The 18,413-nt window shown below is 58.3% G+C and carries 19 protein-coding genes; all 19 read left to right on the top strand.

The genetic code is table 11. The features are described from left to right. The first annotated feature begins 25 nt into the window (after positions 1-25). The 19 genes from Q8Q08_12560 to Q8Q08_12470 all read left to right on the top strand — a co-directional run bounded on the left by Q8Q08_12560 (position 26) and on the right by Q8Q08_12470 (position 18,403). On the top strand, positions 26-1,207 hold the full coding sequence (locus Q8Q08_12560) for a 1-deoxy-D-xylulose-5-phosphate reductoisomerase (protein ID MDP2654844.1): 1,182 nt from the start codon (positions 26-28) through the stop codon (positions 1,205-1,207). An 84-nt stretch (positions 1,208-1,291) separates the two neighbouring features. After that, positions 1,292-2,374 (top strand): RIP metalloprotease RseP, encoded by a 1,083-nt coding sequence (gene rseP, locus Q8Q08_12555; GenBank protein ID MDP2654843.1) that lies wholly within the window; start codon positions 1,292-1,294, stop codon positions 2,372-2,374. Between the two features lie 52 nt (positions 2,375-2,426). After that, positions 2,427-3,692, top strand: coding sequence for an ATPase, T2SS/T4P/T4SS family (locus Q8Q08_12550; GenBank protein ID MDP2654842.1), 1,266 nt, complete (start codon positions 2,427-2,429; stop codon positions 3,690-3,692). A gap of 21 nt (positions 3,693-3,713) precedes the next feature. Then, positions 3,714-4,907, top strand: coding sequence for a proline--tRNA ligase (gene proS / locus Q8Q08_12545; protein MDP2654841.1), 1,194 nt, complete (start codon positions 3,714-3,716; stop codon positions 4,905-4,907). An 8-nt stretch (positions 4,908-4,915) separates the two neighbouring features. Beyond that, complete coding sequence (gene rimP / locus Q8Q08_12540) at positions 4,916-5,377, top strand: ribosome maturation factor RimP (GenBank protein MDP2654840.1); 462 nt, start codon at positions 4,916-4,918, stop codon at positions 5,375-5,377. Between the two features lie 20 nt (positions 5,378-5,397). Beyond that, the gene (nusA, locus tag Q8Q08_12535; protein ID MDP2654839.1) at positions 5,398-6,636 is read left to right on the top strand and encodes a transcription termination factor NusA; all 1,239 of its coding nucleotides are present in this window, start codon (positions 5,398-5,400) and stop codon (positions 6,634-6,636) included. Positions 6,637-6,680: 44 nt separating this feature from the next. After that, positions 6,681-9,098, top strand: coding sequence for a translation initiation factor IF-2 (gene infB / locus Q8Q08_12530; GenBank protein ID MDP2654838.1), 2,418 nt, complete (start codon positions 6,681-6,683; stop codon positions 9,096-9,098). Positions 9,099-9,127: 29 nt separating this feature from the next. Then, on the top strand, positions 9,128-10,120 hold the full coding sequence (trpS, locus tag Q8Q08_12525; protein MDP2654837.1) for a tryptophan--tRNA ligase: 993 nt from the start codon (positions 9,128-9,130) through the stop codon (positions 10,118-10,120). Next, entirely contained in the window at positions 10,110-10,877 is a 768-nt protein-coding gene (locus Q8Q08_12520; protein MDP2654836.1) for a segregation/condensation protein A, read from the top strand. Before trpS ends, Q8Q08_12520 begins: the two co-directional genes overlap by 11 nt. A 19-nt stretch (positions 10,878-10,896) precedes the next feature. Then, positions 10,897-11,934, top strand: coding sequence for a Holliday junction branch migration DNA helicase RuvB (ruvB, locus tag Q8Q08_12515; protein MDP2654835.1), 1,038 nt, complete (start codon positions 10,897-10,899; stop codon positions 11,932-11,934). A gap of 53 nt (positions 11,935-11,987) precedes the next feature. Beyond that, complete coding sequence (locus Q8Q08_12510) at positions 11,988-12,203, top strand: DUF2905 domain-containing protein (GenBank protein ID MDP2654834.1); 216 nt, start codon at positions 11,988-11,990, stop codon at positions 12,201-12,203. Positions 12,204-12,210: 7 nt separating this feature from the next. Next, on the top strand, positions 12,211-13,386 hold the full coding sequence (locus Q8Q08_12505; GenBank protein ID MDP2654833.1) for a SpoIID/LytB domain-containing protein: 1,176 nt from the start codon (positions 12,211-12,213) through the stop codon (positions 13,384-13,386). 17 nt (positions 13,387-13,403) lie between these two features. Beyond that, entirely contained in the window at positions 13,404-14,411 is a 1,008-nt protein-coding gene (queA, locus tag Q8Q08_12500; protein ID MDP2654832.1) for a tRNA preQ1(34) S-adenosylmethionine ribosyltransferase-isomerase QueA, read from the top strand. Positions 14,412-14,427: 16 nt separating this feature from the next. Continuing rightward, positions 14,428-15,564 carry a tRNA guanosine(34) transglycosylase Tgt gene (gene tgt / locus Q8Q08_12495; GenBank protein MDP2654831.1) on the top strand — a complete coding sequence of 379 codons (1,137 nt, stop codon included), beginning with the start codon at positions 14,428-14,430 and terminating at the stop codon, positions 15,562-15,564. Continuing rightward, positions 15,551-16,228: a tRNA (guanosine(37)-N1)-methyltransferase TrmD gene (gene trmD / locus Q8Q08_12490; GenBank protein MDP2654830.1), complete on the top strand. Its 678-nt coding sequence runs from the start codon at positions 15,551-15,553 to the stop codon at positions 16,226-16,228. The genes tgt and trmD overlap by 14 nt, the downstream gene beginning before the upstream one ends. Before the next feature lie 110 nt (positions 16,229-16,338). Next, positions 16,339-16,725 (top strand): 50S ribosomal protein L19, encoded by a 387-nt coding sequence (rplS, locus tag Q8Q08_12485; protein MDP2654829.1) that lies wholly within the window; start codon positions 16,339-16,341, stop codon positions 16,723-16,725. A gap of 45 nt (positions 16,726-16,770) precedes the next feature. Further along, entirely contained in the window at positions 16,771-17,394 is a 624-nt protein-coding gene (locus Q8Q08_12480; GenBank protein ID MDP2654828.1) for a ribonuclease HII, read from the top strand. After that, positions 17,394-17,774 carry a YraN family protein gene (locus tag Q8Q08_12475; GenBank protein MDP2654827.1) on the top strand — a complete coding sequence of 127 codons (381 nt, stop codon included), beginning with the start codon at positions 17,394-17,396 and terminating at the stop codon, positions 17,772-17,774. The genes Q8Q08_12480 and Q8Q08_12475 overlap by 1 nt, the downstream gene beginning before the upstream one ends. 140 nt (positions 17,775-17,914) lie before the next feature. Next, entirely contained in the window at positions 17,915-18,403 is a 489-nt protein-coding gene (locus tag Q8Q08_12470) for a cyclodeaminase/cyclohydrolase family protein (GenBank protein ID MDP2654826.1), read from the top strand. Positions 18,404-18,413: the final 10 nt, after the last annotated feature.

Raw genomic sequence — 18,413 nt, 5'->3', positions numbered from 1 at the left:
GAGATCGTCAACCGCGGCGGCATCTATGAGCGTTAAGAATATTGTCATCCTCGGATCCACCGGGTCCATTGGCATCAACACCCTGAAGGTTGTCGATCGGTTCCCGGCGGAATTCCGGGTGGTGGGCCTTTCCGCCTTGAACAATGCCGGCCTGCTGGCCGAACAGGTCAAGCGGTTTATGCCGGCCTGTGTGGCGATCGGGCCGGGCCAGGTGGCGGATCTGAAGGAGTTGACCCAGGGGACCGGCGTCAAAGTTTTTAATTCCGAGACGGACCTGCCGCAGATGGTCAGCCGCAGCGACGTGGACACGGTAGTGATGGGGATCAGCGGAAGCGCCGCGTTGCTGCCTTTTCTCACGGCGGTCCGCGCCGGCAAGACGGTGGCCACGGCCAATAAGGAGGCCTTGGTCATCGCGGGGGAGATCATCATCCGCGAGGCGAAACGCTGCGGGGCCAGGATCATCCCGGTTGACAGCGAGCAGAGCGCGATCTTTCAGTGCTTGGAAGGGCAGAGCCGGGCCGAGGTGAAAAAGGTCTTTTTGACGGCGTCCGGCGGTCCCTTGCGGACCATTCCTGTGTCCCGGTTCAGGCGCGTGACGGTGAAACAGATCCTGAACCATCCGCGATGGAAGATGGGCAAACGCATCACGGTGGATTCCGCCACGCTGATGAACAAGGGGTTCGAGGTCATCGAGGCCAAGCGGCTTTTTGATCTGCGGGACGATGAGATCGAAGTGGTGATCCACCCCGAAGCGATCATCCATTCGATGGTCGCGTTCCGGGACGGGTCGGTCATGGCGCAGATGGGCATCACGGACATGCGCCTGCCGATCCAGTACGCCTTGACCTATCCCCGGAGATTCCCCTCGGGGTTGAAAGACCTGGATTTTTTCCGGCTTAAGAAATTCACGTTTGAAAAGCCCGATCTCCGGAAGTTCCCGGCGCTGGCCCTGGCGGTCGATGTCGCCAGAAAAGGGGGGACCCACCCGGCTGTCCTCAACGCCGCCGATGAGCTGGCGGTCGAGGCGTTCCTGCAGGGGCGGATTTCATTTGTCCATCTGGTCGGGGCCGTGGAAAAGGTCGTGGCACGCCATAAATCCCGGAAGGATCCGGGGCTGAACGATATTTTGGCCGCCGACGCGTGGGCGCGTCAGGAGGCGGCGCGGATTTTAACAAATCAGATGCCACGGGCTTTGCCCGTGGCTTGATGCAGTACTTGGCCGTGGTCATGCCACGGCCAAGTGGCGACCCGAAGGGTCGTCCCTTGACGGCGGCGCATTAAGCGAAAGGGCATGATGGACGTTCTGGTTTTTATCCTGGTGTTGAGCGTTCTGGTGGTTGTCCATGAGTGGGGGCATTTCATCACGGCCCGGCTCCTGGGCGTGCGCGTGGAAAAATTTTCGGTCGGGTTTGGACCCAAATTGTTTTCCCGTAAGCGGGGAGATACGGAATACATGGTGTGCGCCATCCCCCTGGGCGGATACGTCAAGATGGCGGGCGACGAGCGGGCCGCGTGCAAAGGGGACAAGGACGAGTTTTTTTCCCATCCGGTCGGTCATCGGGCGCTCATTGTCCTGATGGGGCCGATGGTCAATATGGTTTTTGCGTATATCTGTTTTTATTTTATTTTCCTGCTGGGATATCCGACCCTGGCCGCCAAGATCGGGAAGGTCCTGGAGGACCACCCGGCCGCCGCGGCCGGCCTGCTTCCCGGCGACCGCGTGACCCGGATCGATGACAAGGCCATCGTCAATTGGGAGGACCTCCACAAGTATGTCAGCACCTCCGGCGGACAGACCCTGCATTTCACGATCGTCCGGGACGGACAGGAAATCGCCAAGGAGATCGCTCCCAAGATCCGCAGCGTGGAAAATATTTTCGGGCAGAAAGAGTCGGTCCGGCTGGTCGGTATCCAGCCCGCGGAGGAGATCGTTTTTTTCAAGTACGGCCCCGGCCAGTCGTTTGTCAAGGCGTACGAGCACCTGACCGATCTTTGTGTCCTGATGTTCAAGGCGCTTTACCACGTGGTCACCGGCGCGATGCCGGCCCAGGACGCCCTGGGCGGGCCGCTGAGGATCTTTGATGTGGTCAAACAGGCGGCCTCTCTGGGATGGGCGTATCTTGTGATCACGACGGCGATCATCAGCGCGAATCTCGCGATTTTCAATCTCTTCCCGGTCCCGGTCCTGGACGGGGGGCATCTGATGCTTTTGGCTGTTGAAAAAGTGCGGGGACGGCCCCTGTCCCTCAAGGTGGAGGAGCACCTGACCCGCGCCGGGCTGACCCTGCTGCTGTGCCTGGTCGTTTTTGTGATTTACAGCGACATCGACCATCTGGGATGGATCGACAAGCTCAAAAATTTCTGGCCGAAATAGATGCGGGGCGCGGCCCTCAAGGACAAAACACTAACCCCAAGGTGAGGTGGTTATGGTTGAACGAGAGATCAGGAATCTGATTCACCAGTTTTTGATCAAGAAGACCGATTTCATCAAGGTCAAGGACAAACTGACCGAGGATCAGATGCGGATCTTTGTGGACAAGGCGATCTCGGACATGTGCCGGGAGGAAGAGATCGAGCTGGCCACGGAGGAACGCATCACCCTGATCCGCGAGCTCGTCACCGCTTCCGTCAGTCTCGGCCCCCTGCGCACCATCATGGAAGACAAGGCCATCTCCGAGATCATGATCAACGGATACAACAAAGTCTACATCCAGAAATTCGGGAAGCTGGAGCTCACCGACATCAAGTTTCTCAGCAATGACCATCTTCTGCATACGGTCCAGAAGCTGCTCAGCCTTTCCGGGACCAGCCGGCGCGTGGACGAATCGTCGCCGTACGTCGACTTTTCGCTCCCGGACGGGTCCCGTGTCAACGTTATCATCCCCCCGTGCTCCCTGGCGGGGCCGATCGTGACGATCCGCAAGTTCTCCAGCGATATCAACACCGTTGACGATCTGGTCAACCGCGGGATGCTCGATAAAAAGATGGCGGTGCTGTTGACGGCCGCGATGAAGGCCAAGCTCAACGTCGTGTTCTGCGGGGCGACCGGGACCGGTAAGACGACCGCCCTGAACGTTTTGTCGCGCCATATCCCCGAGGATGAGCGCATCATCACCATCGAGGACACCCCGGAATTGCGGCTTTTGCAGGACCACGTTGTCACGCTGATCGCCAAGCCGTCCAACATCGAAGGCAAGGGGGCGATCGCGATCCGGGACCTGTTTGTCAATTCTTTGCGCATGCGCCCCGACCGGATCATCATCGGGGAAGTCCGCGGCGTGGAAATGCTGGACCTGATCCAGTCCATCTCCTCCGGGCACTCGGGCTCGCTCGCCATCGTTCACGCGGATTCTCCCGAAGACTGTTTCAACCGCATGGTCACGATGATGCTGATGACCGGGATCCAGCTCAGCACCGAGGAGATCCGCCGGCAGGTCGCGCGGGCCGTGGACCTGGTCGTCCATATCGAGTTGTTCCGCGACGGCGTGCGCCGGATCACCTTTGTGAACGATTCGTATTACGATGAGAAAGCCCAACGCGTCGTCACGCCGGAGATTTTCCGGTTCGAGCAGGAGAGGATCGACCCGAACGGCAAGGTTATCGGCCATTGGGCCATGAACAGGCAGAGGCCGTCTTTTTACGAGGATTTTTCCAAGCACAACGTCACTCTTCCGGACGGGTTTTTTGAATAAGAGGGCGTTTGAGGAGTTGAGATGTACTGGTCAAAATATTTTATTCCCACGTTGAAGGAAATCCCCGTCGGGACGGAGGCGGTGAGCCATCAGCTGCTGTTGAGGGCGGGGCACATCAACATGCTGACCTCCGGGGTTTATACCTATCTTCCCCTGGGGTTGCGCGTGCTGGAAAAAGTGTCCCGGATCATCCGCGAGGAGATGAACAGGGCCGGGGCCCTGGAGCTTTTCCTGCCCGTGCTGCAGCCGATCGAGATCTGGCAGAAGAGCGGCCGGGACCAGGTCCTCAAGGACGTGATGATCCGTTTCAAGGACAACCGGGGCCGGGACATGTGCCTTGGCCCGACCCATGAAGAGGTGATCACGGAACTGGTCCGCGGGTTTGTTCAATCGTACCGTCAGCTGCCGGTGACCCTCTACCAGATCCAGACCAAGTTCCGGGATGAGATCCGCACCCGGTTCGGGATCGTGCGGGCCTGCGAATTCATCATGAAAGACGCGTACAGTTTTGACAGGGATGAGGCCGGGCTCAAGAAAAATTATCAGCTGATGCATGACGCTTATGTCCGGATCTTTTCCCGCTGCGATTTGAAGGTCGTGATCAAGGAAGCGGATTCGGGCGCGATGGGCGGCAAGCTTTCGCATGAATTCCTGATCCCGGCGCCCATCGGCGAGGATGAAATCGAAATCAGCAAGGACGGCCGCACCGAGAAGCAGGTGGCCATCGAGCTGGGGCATATTTTCCAGTTGGGGACCAAGTACAGCGAGTCCATGGGGTGCCTGTTCCTGGATGAGGACGGTAAGCAAAAACCGGCCATCATGGGATGTTACGGGATCGGGGTGAGCCGCATGATCGCGGCCATCGTCGAGACCCATTATGATAAAAACGGCATCATCTGGCCGCCCGGCGTGGCCCCGTTCGACGTTGAAATCCTGCCGGTCCAGGTGCAGGATGCCGCGCTCATGGAAACGGCCGAAAAGTTTTACCGGGAATTGACCGGGGCCGGGCTGGAGGTCCTGTTGGACGACAGGGACGAAAGCGCGGGGCGGAAATTCAACGATGCGGATTTGATCGGCATCCCGTACCGGATCGTCATCGGGAAAAAAGCCTTTGCCCAAGGCATGGTGGAGGTCAAGGACCGGGCCACCGGCCAGATGTCGACGGTCGCGGTCGACCAGGCGGTCGGGCATCTCCGGAAGATTTTGGACCGTTGAGGGAGACGATGATTTCTCAGGACGTGCTGGATAAAATCCGGGGGATGCTGGAGCCCCTGGTGGCGGAAAAAATGCTGGAGCTTGTGGGTTTCCGGGTCGTTCTGCATGGCCGCACGCACGCGATCGAGGTTTTTGTGGACCGTCCCCGGGGCGGCATTTCGCTGGATGAATGCGCGGGACTCAACCGCAAGATGGTGGACACGATGGACGCCGAAAACATGTTCGGCGGCGATTATTCTCTGGAAGTCTCTTCGCCGGGGCTGGATTGGCCGTTGAAAACTCCCGGGGATTTCTTGCGCGTGTCGGGCCGGGCCGTCCACTTTTTTTTGGAAGAACCGGTCAATGGGAAATGGGAGCATATCGGGGACATCGCCGGAGTTGACGGAGATTGTGTCCGCGTTTCGGGCCGAACCGGGGAGCTGGCGATCCCTTTCAGTAAAATCAAAAAAGCCGTACAATACATCGATTAGGAATAGGAAGGACACGAACTATGGACAGAAGTGAATTGTTGGCAATTCTGGAACAACTTGAGCGCGACAAGGGCATCAATAAGGAGATTTTGATCGAGGCGGTGGAAGCCGCGGTCGCCTCGGCAGCGAAAAAGGTGTGGACGGTGGGCAAGGAAGAGGACATCAAGGTGGTCCTGGACCGCAAGAGCGGCAAACTCACCGCGTACGCGGCGGGCCAGGAGATCCGGTCCAGCGAGTTCGGCCGCATCGCCGCCCAGACCGCCAAACAGGTGGTCATCCAGAAAATCCGCGAAGCCGAAAAGGACGTGGTGTTCGGAGAATTTCAGACCCGCGTCGGGCAGATCATCAGCGGCGGGGTTTACCGCTTTGAGAAAGGCAGCATCATCATTGATCTGGGAAAGACCGAAGGCATGGTCCCGCGCAGCGAGCAGTCTCCCAAGGAAGAGTTTAAGCAGGGGGACCGTATCCGGGCTTATGTCCTGGAAGTCAAGCGCGACGCCAAGGGGCCTGTCATCATCCTGTCGCGCGCCAACCCGAATTTTGTGAAGCGTCTGTTTGAATTGGAGGTCCCGGAGATTTACGAAGGGATCGTCGAGATCAAGTCTATCGCCCGCGATGTCGGTGAGCGGACCAAGATCGCGGTTCATTCCAAGGACGACAAGGTGGACTGCGTGGGCGCCTGCGTGGGGATGCGGGGGGCGAGAGTCAAAAACATCGTTTCCGAACTCCAGGGCGAGAAGATCGACATCATCCGTCATTCGGACGACATCAAGGAATATATCCAGGAAGCCCTCAAGCCGGCCGAGATCTCGCAGATCCAGATCAACTCGGCCTCAAAACGGGCCAACATCATCGTGAATGAAGATCAGTTGTCGGTGGCCATCGGCAAGCACGGGCAGAACGTCCGGCTGGCCAGCAGTCTGGTCGGCTGGGAGATCAATATCTTCACGGCCGATCAGTGGAAAGAACACCAGGCCGCGATGGAAGCCGAACAGCAGCCGAAAAAATCCGAATCAGTGCCTGCAAAGGCGGCGGTCGCAGAACCGGCAGCTAAAGGGAAAGATGCGCTGTGTACCCTGGAAGACGTTCCCGGGCTGGGCGAAAAAATCCTGGCGGCGCTCAAGGACAAGGGAATTGACACTCTGGAGAAACTTTCCCAGCAGAATCCGGATGATTTGACAGAGATAAAGGGTTTGGGTAAAATCAAAGCGGAAAAAGTCGTCAATGAGGCGAAATCCATGCTAAAGGAGAACTCGTAACCGATTCTCCCGATAACCGGCTCTATAAGAAAGCTGTTGGTGATATGAAAGTTGCAGACTTAGCCAAATTATACAATTTATCCAGCGATGACGTTTTGGGAAAACTTAAGGCCATGAAGCTCAAGGCCAAAGATTCCCAACAGGAACTGAGCGGGGCCGTGGTCGCGGTTTTGCGCAGCGAGCTTGGCAAGATGAGGCCGAGTGCCTCCGTGAAAAAGCCTGAACCGCCCAAGGCCAAGGACGAAATCAAAGAGGCCAAGCCGGTGAAAGAGGCCAAAGCGGCCAAACCGGCGAAAGCCGCTAAAACAGCGGCCGCGGCGGAACCGCCGGCCGCAAAATCCAAAGTTTCCAAAATAACGAAAAAGGCTGCGCCCGAGAAAGCCAAAGAAGCGGTCAAGCCGGAGGAACCGGCCCCGGTCCCCCCGGCGGCTGTTAAAGCTGACCCTGCCCCTGCGGCCGCTCCTGCCGTGACCGAATCGGCGGCCAAGTCAAGGGTCCCGATTTCCAGCGAACCTTTTGTTGCTGTGAAGCCGACATTGAAGCGCAAAAGACGGCCCATGGGAAGGTCGGACCATTTTGGCCGGCCGCACGCGCACCCGGGGGAAGCTTTGCCTGGGGCCGGGGAACCGTCCGGTTCTTTCTCGGCGCCTGCGTTTACGGACGGCGCCGGGGCTGCCGTTTCCGGTCTCAAACCGTTGGAAATCAATGTCCCGATCACGGTCAAGGATTTTGCCGTCAAGGTCCAGGAAAAAGTGAGCGTGATCCTCAAGCAATTGATGCAGATGGGTGTCCTGGCCACGATCAACCAGAATCTCGGCGAAGACATTGTGAGAAAACTCGCTCATGCCCTTGGTTATGAGGTCACACAGATCAAAACTTTGGAACAGCAGTTGATCGATGTCCACAAGGAGGAACAGGACGATCCCTCGCTCCTCAAATCCCGCGCTCCGGTCGTGACGTTCATGGGCCATGTTGACCACGGAAAGACGTCCCTGCTGGACAAGATCCGCAAGAGCAAGGTCGCCGAGGGAGAGCACGGCGGCATCACCCAGCATATCGGGGCGTATTCCGTGAGCGTTTCCAAGGGGCGCATCACCTTCCTGGACACGCCGGGCCATGAGGCCTTTACGGCCATGCGGGCCCGCGGGGCGCATATCACGGACCTCGTTGTGCTGGTCGTGGCGGCGGACGAAGGGATTATGCCCCAGACCACCGAGGCCCTGGATCATGCCCGCGCCGCCGGGGTCCCGATCGTCGTGGCCTTGAACAAAATTGACAGGCCCAACGCCGATCAGGACGGCGTCAAGAAACAGCTCATGAACCTCGGGCTCGTGCCCGAGGAATGGTGGGTGGACGGCATGCCGGGAAAGAAGACGGTCGTTGTCGGCGTGTCCGCCTTGACCGGCGAAGGGATCGACAGTCTTCTGGAAATGATCCTGCTGGAAGCGGAGCTTTTGGAACTGAGAGCCAACTATGACAAGAAGGCCACCGGCATTGTTGTCGACGCGCATATGAGCCAGGGCCGGGGGTCCGTTGCGGATTTGATCATCCAGAGCGGGACCCTGCGGAGCAACGATATTGTGGTGGTGGGGCCTCATTACGGCAAGATCAAGGCCATGTTCGACGACCGGGAACGGCCGATCACCGAATCCGGCCCTTCAACCCCGGTGCAGATCCTCGGCCTCCCGGCCGTTCCGGAAGCCGGAGAGCTGTTCTATGTGGTTGAGGACGAGAAGCGGGCGAGGGAGATCACCCAGGTCAGGCAGGAATATTTCAAGGCCGCCAAACTCAGGCCGCTCCAGAAAATCACCCTGGAAGACCTTTATTCCCATGTCAAGGAGGGCAAACTCAAGGAATTGAACGTTATCCTCAAGGCCGACGTTCAGGGGTCCGTTGAAGCCCTGCAGGATTCTTTGGAAAAGATTCCCAGCGAAGAAGTGAAGATCAAATTCATCCACCTCGGCGTAGGAGACATCAACGCTTCCGACGTGATCCTGGCGGTGGCTTCCAACGCCATCATCATCGGATTCCATGTGGAGCTCGACACCCGCGGCCAGGAGGAACTGGAAAAGCAGCCGGTGGACGTCCGTTTGTACCGCATCATCTATGACGCCGTCAATGACATCCGCAAGGCCCTGGAAGGGCTTCTGGAACCGAAGCTCAAGAAGAAGTTTTTAAGCCGCATTGAGGTCCGCCAGGTGTTCAAGCTCAGCAAGTCCGGGATCGTCGCCGGATGTTTTGTGGTGAAGGGGAAGGTCCACCGCAAGGCCAAGGCCGAGCTGATCCGCAACGGAGAGGTGGCGTATACTGGCAGCATTTCCTCCCTGAAGCGTTTCAAGGACGATGTCCGGGACGTGGCCGAAGGTTTTGAATGCGGCCTCACCCTGGAAGGGTTCGACAAATTTGAGCCCGGCGACATCATCGAGGCTTTCGAAGTGGAATCCATCGCCCGGACCTTGTAATTTGATCCGATAACCGAGATTCTCCTCGCATGAAGAAAAAAGTCGTATTCAGCGGGATGCGCCCGACCGGCAAGCTCCATCTGGGGCATCTCGTCGGCGCTCTCCAGAACTGGGTCCCCATGCAGGACACGCATGCCTGCGTTTTCGGGATCGTGGACTGGCACGCCCTGATGGGGGAATACGAGAACAGCTCCGGGATCTCCGAGAATATCATAGACATGGCGCTGGACTGGATGGCCTGCGGGATCGATCCCGAGAAGTCGATTGTCTTTGTCCAGTCGCAGGTTCCCCAGCATCTGGAGCTGGCCATGATCCTGTCCTGCCTCACTCCCCTGGGCTGGCTGGAACGCAACCCGACCTACAAGGAACAGCTCCGGGAAATCACGACGCGCGATCTGCAGACGTACGCCTTCCTCGGATATCCTGTCCTGCAGGCGGCCGACATCCTGCTTTATAAAGCCAATGCCGTTCCGATCGGCGAGGACCAGCTGCCTCACCTGGAACTGACGCGGGAAATCCTGCGCCGGTTCCATCACCTTTACAAAGTCCGGATTTTTCCCGAGTGTGAAGCCATCCTCACGCAAACCCCGCGGCTTTTAGGAGTTGACGGTCGCAAGATGAGCAAGAGTTATCAGAACGCCATCAATCTGTCCGATTCTCCGGAAGACGTTACGGCCAAGGTCAAGCAGATGTTCACCGATCCCCGGCGGATCAAGCTGGCCGACCCCGGGCACCCGGACGAATGCAATGTGTATTCGTATTTTCAGGTCTTTGCCCCGGAACACGCGGCGGATGTCCATGCCTGGTGCACGGGAGCGAAGAAAGGATGCACGGACTGTAAATTATTTTTTGCCGGGGCCCTGATGAAGCGGCTCAAGCCCATTCAGGACAAACGGAAGGCCCTCGCCGCCAGGAAAGACCGCATCCGCGAGATCCTGGAAGAGGGCCGTAAAAAGGCCGCGGCCATCGCGGAGAAAACCATGCTCGAGGTCAAGGAGGCCGTGTTCGCCCATGGGATATAAAATCAAGCTCGACACTTTTGAAGGCCCCCTGGACCTCCTTCTGTACCTGATCAAGAAGGACGATATCGATATCTGCGACATTCCCATCGCCAAGATCACGGACCAGTATCTGTCGTATATCGAGCTCATGAAGATGCTGGACCTGGAGGTTGTGGGCGATTTCCTGGTCATGGCCGCGACCCTGATGCAGATCAAGTCCAAGATGCTCCTGCCGCCTGATCCCAGCGAGGTGCAGCCGGAAGAGGAAGACCCCCGCGATGAGCTGGTGCGGCGCCTGCAGGAATACAAAATGTTCAAGGAGATCGCCGAGAAGCTCAAAGAGAAGGAGCTTTTTCGCCAGGACCTGTTCGGACGGAAACTGGACGAGGGAAAGACCAAGGAGCTTCGTAACGACGCCAAGGAAGTGTTTTTTGAGGCGAACCTGTTCGACCTGATCACGGCCTTCACCAAGGCGTTGAACAAGTTTAAGGACGAGACGGTCTACCAGGTCGATAAAGAGGAATATACCGTCGAGCAAAAGATTCACGACATCCTGCATGTCCTCCTGGACAGAGAGTCCGTGATGCTGGCGGACCTTTTTGCGAAGTCCCGCAACAAGCTGGAGGCGATCGTGACCTTTATGGCGGTTCTGGAGCTGATCCGGCTGAAAGAGATCCTCGTTTTTCAGAAGAGGATTTTTGACGACATCCAGGTCTCGCGCAACCGCAGCAACGTTGTCCCGGACGACAAATCCGCTCCGCCTCCGGCGGACAAGTAACCCAAAGCGATGGTGTGACATGACGGACGAACGACGCCGCTTGGTCGTCAATCAGGAAACCGAGGAAGACAAGATCATCGGGCTGTCTCTGCGCCCCTCGCGGCTGGATGAGTTTGTCGGGCAGAAGGACATCGTCGAAAATCTGCGCGTTTCCATTGAAGCCACGAAACAGCGTCAGGAACCCCTGGAACACATGCTGTTTTCCGGCCCGCCCGGACTGGGCAAGACGTCTCTGGCGTACATCATTTCCCATGAGATGGGCGCCCGCATCACCGTGACCTCCGGCCCCGCGATCGAGCGGGCGGGGGACCTCATCGGGATCCTGACCAACCTGGAGCTCGGCGACATCCTTTTCATCGACGAGATCCACCGGCTTTCCAAGGTCGTGGAGGAATTCCTTTACCCGGCCATGGAAAATTACAAGATCGATTTTGTGGTGGACAAAGGCCCGCATGCCCGGACGATCAATTTCAGCCTCAAGCCGTTCACGATCATCGGGGCCACGACCCGCAGCGGGCTTCTGGCCTCGCCCCTGCGCGACCGTTTCGGGATCTTTCACCACCTGGATTTTTATTCCCCGGATGATTTGAGCTGCATCATCGAGAATTCCGCCCGCAAACTGAACGTCGCGATCGACGCCGAGTCCTGCCGGGAGATCGCCGGCCGGGCCCGGGGCACGCCGCGCATCGCCAACCGGCTTCTGCGCCGCGTGCGGGATTTCGCCCAGGTCAAGACCGCGGACGGCCGGGTCGGCAAAGCCGTGGTCGATCAGGCCATGGTCACGCTGGGGATCGACGCGATCGGGCTGGATGAAATCGACCGCCGCCTCTTGCGCGTGATCGACGCCAATTATAAGGGGGGGCCTGTCGGGATCGATGCTTTGGCAGCAACCCTGAATGAAGAGGTGGATACCCTTGTGGATGTGGTCGAGCCGTATCTGTTGAAGATCGGTCTGCTCAAACGCACTTCGCGCGGCCGGGAACTCACCGAAGCCGCCGTCCGGCATATCCGCGGGACATCGTTGGCCAAGTCTAAATCCCCCAAAGACCTGTTTTGACCGGCCGCGAGGCGGTTGAAGGCCGGATTCGACGCCCCCAGCGGCGGAGAGAGATGGGCGACATAGCGAAAATTTTGGTTACAGCCGGTTTGGTCCTCATCTTTCTCGGAGGGCTCGCGTTTCTCGCGGGGAAGATCCCCGGGATGGGGAAATGGCCGGGTGATATTTTACTTAAGAAGGACAACTTTACGTTTTATTTCCCCTTGACCACCAGCCTTGTGGTCAGTCTGGTGCTGAGTCTCCTATTCTTCCTCTGGAATCGGCGTTAATAAACCTATGCTTCGATTTTTTTGTAAAATTTCGGCGGCCCTGATCATTGCCGCGCTGGTGGTCTTCCAGGCGGGGATGGCGGTCTCGGATCTCACCGCCCGCCGTTTTGTCAGGATCCTGATCCTTAAGGACGTCCCCGAGGCCGAGGTCTATATCCGGGGGGCGTATGAGATCGTCGATCCGGCGGCCGAAGTCGTTTTATTCCGTGGGAGAAATCTGCGCTGGAGCGCCGTGTCGCCCTCCGGTGACGGGATCCTGATCGGCGAGCAAGAATATCCTCTGGAACGCCTCCGGTTGATCCCGGGCAAGGACGTGACGGTCCGTGTGGGAGATAAAAACCGGCGTTACCGCGGGCGCATCGATGTGATCCGCAAGGACAAGCGCCTGCTGGTGGTCAACGGCATCGACCTGGACGATTACATCAAAGGCGTGCTGTACCACGAGGTCTCCGACCGGTGGCCCCTGGACGCCATCATGGCCCAGGCGGTGGCCGCCCGCAGTTACGCGGTGTTTCAGATCCAGTCTAAGGCCAAATTCGACTACGACATGACCAGCGACATTTACTCGCAGGTTTACGGAGGGAGAACTTCGGAGCATTTTCGGACCAACATCGCGGTCAACCGGACCAAGGGCGAGATCCTGACTTATAAAGGTAAGGTCGTGCCTGCGTATTTTCACGCGACCTGCGCCGGCCGCACCGAAGATGTCAGCGAATTGTGGAAGCAGGACCTTCCTCCGTTGAAGGGTGTGGCCTGCGGCTTTTGCGGGCATTCCCCGCACATGGCATGGAAAAAGAATTTTCAGTCCAAGGCGGTCCAGGAAAAGCTCAATCAAAAAGGTTATCGGCTGGGGTTGATCAAGGACATCATCGTGTCCCGGCGCAACGCAAGCGGGCGCATCAAGGAACTGGAGATCGAGACCCGGGACGGCCAGCGGACGAAAATTTCCGGCAAGGATTTCCGGGAGATCCTCGGCCCCAACGTCATTCGCAGCAATATGTACGAGATTCAGATGCGCGGCTATTATTTTGACGTGGTCGGCCAGGGGTGGGGGCATGGCGTGGGTTTGTGCCAGTGGGGCGCTTACGGGATGTCCATGCAGAGGTATACTTACCGCGAGATTCTGCGGCATTATTATCCCGGAGCCGAGATCACGCTGTTTCGCGGCACGGATAAATACTGACCGGTATGTCGACGTCATTGCGGCTTGAGCAATTTTCGTATGATCTGCCACCGGAGCTCATCGCCCAGACGCCCCTGAAGGACAGGGCCCAGGCGCGGTTGTTCGTCGTTGAACGGGCGACCGGGCGGTTCCTCCACGATCGATTCCAGAACATCGGGACGTATTTGCCCTTGAAAAGTCCCCTGGTGCTCAACAACAGCCGGGTGATTCCGGCGCGTCTTCTGGGACATAAGGAGCGGACGGGCGGGAAGGTCGAGATTTTTCTCCTGAAACGGCTGTCCGGCGGGTGCTGGGAGGCGATGCTGAAGCCTTACAAGAAGGTCCGCCAGGACGACGTGATCCGTTTCGAAGGCTCGTCCCTGACGGCGGAGGTCGTTGACAGGGAACAACGGATCGTGCGGTTTAACCGCAGGGACCTGCGCAAAGACCTGGACGCGATCGGGCACATGCCCTTGCCGCCCTACATCCGGCGGCCGGATTCGGTGGAAGACCGGGAGGATTACCAGACGGTCTATGCCCGTCCCCGCGGCTCGGTGGCGGCCCCGACAGCCGGGCTGCATTTCACGCAAGAGCTTCTGCGGCAGTTGAAGCGACAGGGCCATGATATCCGGCCGGTCACTCTTCATGTGAATCTCGGGACGTTCAAGATGGTGGAGTCTGAGGATGTGACTCGGCACCGGATGCATGCTGAGGAATTCTCGATCCCGGGCGGGACCGCTGCGGCGATTGCCCGGGCCCGGAAGGCCGGGAGGAAGATCACCGCCGTCGGGACAACGAGCTGCCGGGTGCTGGAAACCCTGGCGCGGACCGGGACGGGTAAAGGGACGACGGATATTTTCATCTATCCCGGATACGAATTTCAATGGGTGGACGCCCTGGTGACCAATTTCCACTTGCCGGAGAGCACGCTGTTGATGCTGGTGTACGCCTTCGGCGGGATGGGGCTGATGAAAAAAGCGTATCAGGAAGCGATCCGATTGAAGTACCGGTTTTACAGTTACGGCGACGCGATGCTGATCATATAAGATATAAGGGGTGAAGATGTTTTTTCAATTGTTAAAAAAAGATGACCGGACCCGGGCCCGCCTGGGAATTTTGACCACGGCCCACGGCAAGATCGAATCCCCGTTTTTTATGCCGGTGGGCACCAATGCCACGGTCAAGGCGGTTTCCGCCGAAGAACTTGTTGAGATGGGCTCGCAGATCGTCCTGTCCAACACCTATCATTTGTACCTGCGGCCCGGCACGGAGATCATCCGTCAGCACGGCGGCCTGCACGGGTTCATGAAGTGGGACAAGCCGATCCTGACCGACAGCGGGGGATATCAGGTGTTCAGCCTGGCCAAACTGCGCAAAGTCACGGACGAGGGCGTGGAATTCCAGTCCCACGTCGACGGCAGCACGCATTTTTTTACCCCCGAAGACGTCATGGGCATCGAGCGCGCGCTCGGCGCGGACATGATCATGCCGCTGGATGAGTGCGCGCCGTATCCCTGCGACCGCGATCTGGCCGAAGAATCGGTGCGGCGGACGACCCATTGGGCCAAGCGGTGCCGGGAAGATTTTCTGGCGAACCAGGCGCAGGAACAAAAACAGTTTTTGTTCGGCATCGTGCAGGGGGCGACTTTTAAAGACCTCCGCCACAGGTCCTGCGAAGAGATCCTGGGCATCGGATTTGACGGCTACGCGATCGGCGGAGTGAGCGTCGGCGAGCCGGTGGACCTGATGTTCGAAACCGTGGAATGGATCGCGCCGCTTCTGCCGGAGGACCGGCCGAGGTATCTGATGGGCATCGGCATGCCGGACCAGATCGTGCGGGCGGTGTCCGAGGGCATCGACATGTTCGACACCTGCATCCCGACCCGTTACGGCCGCAACGGCACCGCGTTCACCCGTCGGGGGCGCGTGACGGTGCGCAACGCCGAATTCGCCCGCGACATGTCGCCGGTGGACGAGTCCTGCGGCTGTTTTGTGTGCAGGAAATACACGCGCAGCTATATCCGCCATCTGGTCAACGCCGGCGAGATCCTGGGCCTGAGGCTGTTGTCCTACCACAATGTTTATTTTTATGTTAATCTGATGACGCAGATCCGCGCGGCGATAAGGGACGGATCGTTCACGGAATTCCGCGACGCATTTTTAAGAGATTACCGGCAGGAGCCCTATGCGCAGGTTTGACGTCATTTCCATTTTTCCTGAGATCTTTCAGCCCGTTTTTCAATCTTCCATCATCAAGCGCGCCCAGGAGAAGAAAAAGGCGGCGATCCGGCTGCACGACCTGCGCGATTACACCAAGGACAAGCATCGCAAGGTGGACGACCGCCCGTTCGGCGGGGGACCGGGGATGGTGATGTCGCCTCAGCCGATCTTCGACGCCGTGAAAAAGATCAAGGGGCGGCGCAAGGCCAGGGTGGTCCTGACGTGCGCGGCCGGGAAAAAATTCGACCAGGCCATGGCCAGAAAACTTCTCAGGGCCAGGGACTTGATCATCATTTGCGGTCATTATGAAGGAGTGGATGAGCGTGTCCGCGAGGGGATCGTGGATGAGAGCATTTCGATCGGGGATTATGTCCTGACGGGTGGGGAGATCCCGGCGATGGTGATCGTGGATGCCGTTGTGCGGCTGATCCCCGGGGTCCTCGGCAAAGAGGAGTCGTTGGAGCACGAATCGTTCGAGCATGGTTTGCTTGAGTATCCGCAGTACACCCGCCCCGCTGATTTCCGCGGCCGTAAAGTTCCGGAGGTCCTTTTGTCCGGCCACCACGGTCGGATTGAGCAATGGCGCAAACGGCAGGCCGAGGAGCGGACGAAAAAGACCCGCCCTGATTTGCTTCGGCCTTGAGTTTTCCGTCTGCAAATTCGGGTTGACAGATCAGGGTTTCTGCGTTAATATTGTTGCGTTCTTTGATCCCGCCGCTCGGCGGGACGACGATTTATCGAAAAGGAAGGTGATTGAACGTGAACACCGGTGCCATTATCAAGCAGATCGAAAAAGCGTATTTGAGGAGCGACCTCCCGAAATTTTCCGTCGGTGACGCCGTCAAGATGAAGATCAAGGTGGCCGAGGCGGATAAAATCCGTCTTCATCCTTTCGAAGGGACTGTGATCCGGATCAACGGAACGGGCGCGCGAGCGACCTTTACCGTCCGCAAGATTTCCTTCGGCGAAGGGGTGGAGAGGACATTCCCGGCCCATTCCCCTCTCATTGAGAGCATCCAGGTCGTCAGCAAAGGCAAGACCAATCGCAGCCGCCTGTATTATCTGCGGCAGAGATCGGGCAAAAGCGCCCGGCTCGTGCGCCAAGAAGTCGAAAAGACGCCTGCTCCCGCGGCTTCGTAATTCTCCTGCAATCCGGCTGTTTTCATCCAAGGTGTCCGTCACCGCATGTTGTCTTACGAAAACAAGGCAAGGAAAAAAGGTTTCCGTCTTGTGATCGGTATTGACGAAGCCGGCCGAGGTCCTCTGGCCGGTCCGGTGGTGGCCGCGGCCGTCTCTCTCCGGACGACGCATTTTTCCAGCAAGATCGGCGATTCCAAATCCCTGACCCCGGCCCAGCGCGAGCGCGCCTGCGGGGAGATCTGGGAAAAAGCCGACGTGGGGATCGGCGTCATCAGCGAAACGGTCATTGACCGTCTCAATATTCTCCAGGCCACGTTTTTCGCGATGGCCAATGCCGTCAATCAGCTGACCGCCCGCTTACCGGAAGATTCACGACCTATTGCGGGCGATCCCGGGAACGTCTTACTGCTGGTGGATGGGAACCTGTTTCGCTCGGAATTGCCCTACGCGTACCAGACAATTGTGAAGGGCGACAGCTTGAGCATGTCTATTGCCTGCGCCTCCATTGTGGCCAAGGTTTACCGGGACAGGGTTCTGCAGGCGTATGACAGGATTTTTCCCCAATATGGTTTCGCGCTTCACAAAGGATACCCCACCCTGAAGCACCGGGCGGCCATCAAGCAGCACGGTCTGTCCCTGATCCATCGACGGTCTTTTCAGTTTGCCTGATGTCAACAATCTATAATTCACGAGAGCAAGGCCTTCAGGGAGAGGATGCGGCGGTTGAGCACCTCAAGCGCCAGGGGTACCGCATCCGGACGAGGAATTTCCGCGTTCCCTTCGGCGAGATCGACGTTGTGGCCGAGGAGCGGGGGGTCATCTGTTTTGTCGAAGTGAGGCTGCGCGGGTCGGATGCGTTCGGCACGCCGGCGGAGACCGTGACTTTTCACAAGCGGCGGCGGCTCCGGCTGGCGGCCGAGGCCTATTTGAAAGCCGAGAATCTTCACGGGCGCAGGGCGCGTTTTGACGTGGTGTCCCTGCGGAAGTCCCCGGACGGGGGGTGCCGTATCGAATTGTTCCGCAACGCGTTCCAGGTGGACCCGTCCTGAATTTTGGGCCGAGAAAATCCAGAGAAGTTATTGAAAAACCCCCCTGTTTACGTTATCATAAAATCGTTAACTGACGAATTTTTCCCGGACCATCAATTCCTCATTCCCGACGGGACTATCCTTCTTCCTAAAGGATCTTCATGAAAAAATTCAAAAACCACACGGTCCAGAAGTATCTGGACGTTTTGTCGCAGAAGGCCCCGATCCCCGGCGGCGGTTCCGCGGCGGCCCTGACGGCGGCCGTGGGCACGGCGTTGATCTCCATGTCGGCCAACTATTCGAAGGGCCGAAGCCCCTCGGCGGCGGTTGAGCGAAAGATCCGCAGGGTCCTGGCTCGAAGTGAAAAGATCCGGAAGCGCCTGATGGAAGATGTGGACCGGGATGCCCAGGCGTATTTGAAAGTTGTCAGGACGCGAAAATCTTCTCCGGCGGTCCGCAGGGCCGCGCTCAAACAGGCCGGAGAGGTCCCCCTGGACGTGTGCCGCCTGTGTTACCAGGCGATGGACTTAACACCGGATTTGGTGCGATACGGGAATCCCCATCTTTTGAGCGACGTCGAGGTCGCCGTCGAGTTGTTGTCCGCCGCATTCAAATCCGCTATGATCAACGTCAAGGTCAACCAGCAGTAAGGCAGAGCCG

The organism is Candidatus Omnitrophota bacterium (genome assembly GCA_030688425.1).
Taxonomy (GTDB): Bacteria; Omnitrophota; Gorgyraeia; order Zapsychrales; family JANLHA01; genus JAUYIB01.
The sequence above is the reverse complement of the archived record's forward strand: the minus strand, read 5'-3'. Positions and strand labels throughout refer to the sequence as shown.

Coding starts and splice junctions, on each gene's coding strand:
- Q8Q08_12520 (MDP2654836.1), top strand. CDS start 10,110: ATGGGATATAAAATCAAGCTCGACACTTTTGAAGGCCCCCTGGACCTC.
- ruvB (MDP2654835.1), top strand. CDS start 10,897: ATGACGGACGAACGACGCCGCTTGGTCGTCAATCAGGAAACCGAGGAA.
- nusA (MDP2654839.1), top strand. CDS start 5,398: ATGGACAGAAGTGAATTGTTGGCAATTCTGGAACAACTTGAGCGCGAC.
- infB (MDP2654838.1), top strand. CDS start 6,681: ATGAAAGTTGCAGACTTAGCCAAATTATACAATTTATCCAGCGATGAC.
- rseP (MDP2654843.1), top strand. CDS start 1,292: ATGATGGACGTTCTGGTTTTTATCCTGGTGTTGAGCGTTCTGGTGGTT.
- Q8Q08_12470 (MDP2654826.1), top strand. CDS start 17,915: ATGAAAAAATTCAAAAACCACACGGTCCAGAAGTATCTGGACGTTTTG.
- Q8Q08_12480 (MDP2654828.1), top strand. CDS start 16,771: ATGTTGTCTTACGAAAACAAGGCAAGGAAAAAAGGTTTCCGTCTTGTG.
- proS (MDP2654841.1), top strand. CDS start 3,714: ATGTACTGGTCAAAATATTTTATTCCCACGTTGAAGGAAATCCCCGTC.
- Q8Q08_12505 (MDP2654833.1), top strand. CDS start 12,211: ATGCTTCGATTTTTTTGTAAAATTTCGGCGGCCCTGATCATTGCCGCG.
- trmD (MDP2654830.1), top strand. CDS start 15,551: ATGCGCAGGTTTGACGTCATTTCCATTTTTCCTGAGATCTTTCAGCCC.
- Q8Q08_12560 (MDP2654844.1), top strand. CDS start 26: ATGAGCGTTAAGAATATTGTCATCCTCGGATCCACCGGGTCCATTGGC.
- Q8Q08_12475 (MDP2654827.1), top strand. CDS start 17,394: ATGTCAACAATCTATAATTCACGAGAGCAAGGCCTTCAGGGAGAGGAT.
- trpS (MDP2654837.1), top strand. CDS start 9,128: ATGAAGAAAAAAGTCGTATTCAGCGGGATGCGCCCGACCGGCAAGCTC.
- Q8Q08_12550 (MDP2654842.1), top strand. CDS start 2,427: ATGGTTGAACGAGAGATCAGGAATCTGATTCACCAGTTTTTGATCAAG.
- rimP (MDP2654840.1), top strand. CDS start 4,916: ATGATTTCTCAGGACGTGCTGGATAAAATCCGGGGGATGCTGGAGCCC.
- tgt (MDP2654831.1), top strand. CDS start 14,428: ATGTTTTTTCAATTGTTAAAAAAAGATGACCGGACCCGGGCCCGCCTG.
- Q8Q08_12510 (MDP2654834.1), top strand. CDS start 11,988: ATGGGCGACATAGCGAAAATTTTGGTTACAGCCGGTTTGGTCCTCATC.